This is a genomic window from Paraburkholderia lycopersici (assembly GCF_900096975.1).
GTDB classification, from domain to species: domain Bacteria; phylum Pseudomonadota; class Gammaproteobacteria; order Burkholderiales; family Burkholderiaceae; genus Paraburkholderia; species Paraburkholderia lycopersici.
This window is the reverse complement of record NZ_FMYQ01000073.1, coordinates 1-1,673: the sequence shown is the minus strand read 5'-3', so window position 1 is coordinate 1,673 and position 1,673 is coordinate 1. Positions and strand designations below refer to the sequence as shown.

Genomic DNA, 1,673 nt, shown 5'->3' with positions numbered 1-1,673 from the left:
CTCTCGCGCGTGCCGGAAACGGGAATCGCCCCGCTCGACGAGGAGACGCTGCGCCGCCTCGAAAAGACCTGGGAAACGCGCCCCGGCTGGCGCGGCTGGCTTTCGACGGTGGATCACAAGACCATCGGCCTGCGCTACCTCGTCACGGCCTTCGTGTTCCTCGTGCTGGGCGGCGTGGAGGCGCTCGTCATGCGCGTGCAGCTCGCGCGCCCCAACGAGACCGTCCTCACGCCGCAGCAGTACGACCAGCTCTTCACGATGCACGGCGTGACGATGATCTTTCTCTACGCGCTGCCCGTGCTGAGCGGCTTTTCGAACTACCTGTGGCCGCTCGTGCTCGGCTCCCGCGACATGGCGTTTCCGCGTTTGAACGCGCTCTCGTACTGGGTCTTCCTCGGCGCGGGCATCCTGCTCTATGCGAGCTTTCCCGCCGGCCAGGGCGCGGACGCGGGCTGGTTCAACTACGTGCCGCTTTCCACGGCGGCCTACGACCCCGGCCCGAACATCGACGTCTACGCGCTCGGCATGGTGCTGCTCGGCGTCTCCACGACCGTGGGCGCGGCCAACTTCGTCGTCACGTTCCTGCGCATGCGCGCGAACGGCATGTCCGTCGCGCGGCTGCCCATACTCGTGTGGGGCACGCTCACGGCCTCATGCGCCAACCTGCTCGCGGTGCCCTCGGTGAGCGTCGCGTTCTTCATGCTCTGGCTCGACCGCAACGCCGGAACGCATTTCTTCGACACCGCCGCCGACGGCCGGCCGCTCCTCTGGCAGCACCTCTTCTGGATCTTCGCGCACCCATGGGTCTACGTGGTGGTGCTGCCCGCCATGGGCATCGTCTCCGACGCCCTGCCGACGTTTTGCAGGCGCCCCATCGTCGCCTACGCGGCCGTCGCGCTCTCGACGGTCGCGACCATGCTCGCAGGCTTCGAGGTCTGGCTCCATCACATGTTCGCAACGGGGCTGCCGCCGCTCGCGCTCGCGTTCTTCGGCGCGGCCAGCATGCTGATTTCGGTGCCGAGCGCCATTGCCGTGTTCGCGTGGATCGCCACGATCTGGACGGGCAAGCCCGTGTTCAGGACGCCGTTTCTCTACTTCGCGGGCTTCGTGCTGATGTTCACCGTGGGCGGCGTCTCGGGCGTGATGACCGCGGCCGTGCCGCTCGACTGGCAGCTCACGGACACGTACTTCGTCGTCGCCCATCTGCATTACGTGCTGCTCGGCATCAACGTGTTTCCGGTGCTGGGCGGGCTCGCCTACTGGTTTCCGAAGTTCACCGGGCGGCTCATGAACGAGCGCTTCGGCAAATGGACCTTCTGGGTGACCTTCGCCGGCTTCAATCTCGGCTTCTTTCCGATGCATGTCTCGGGGCTGCTCGGCATGCCGCGCCGCGTGTACACCTATCCCGAAGGCATGGGCTGGGACACGGCCAACCTGCTCACGAGCATCGGCGCATTCGTGTTCGCAACCGGCATCGCCATGTTCATCGGCAACGCGCTCGTGAGCGCGCGGCGCGGCGCGCGCGCGGGGGCGAATCCGTGGAACGCGGCGGGTCTCGAATGGTCGACTTCCTCGCCGCCGCCGCCGTACAACTTCGCGATCCTGCCGAGCGTGCGCTCGCGCGATCCGCTCTGGCAGCCCGACGCGAACGTGCCGCGCACGGGCTACCTGCT

At 67.4% G+C, this 1,673-nt stretch carries 1 protein-coding gene; it reads left to right on the top strand.

The window, feature by feature from the left end:
- Positions 1–1,673 (top strand): cytochrome c oxidase subunit I (gene ctaD / locus BLU17_RS32020; RefSeq protein WP_143189410.1); only part of this gene is annotated, 1,673 nt, incomplete at both ends.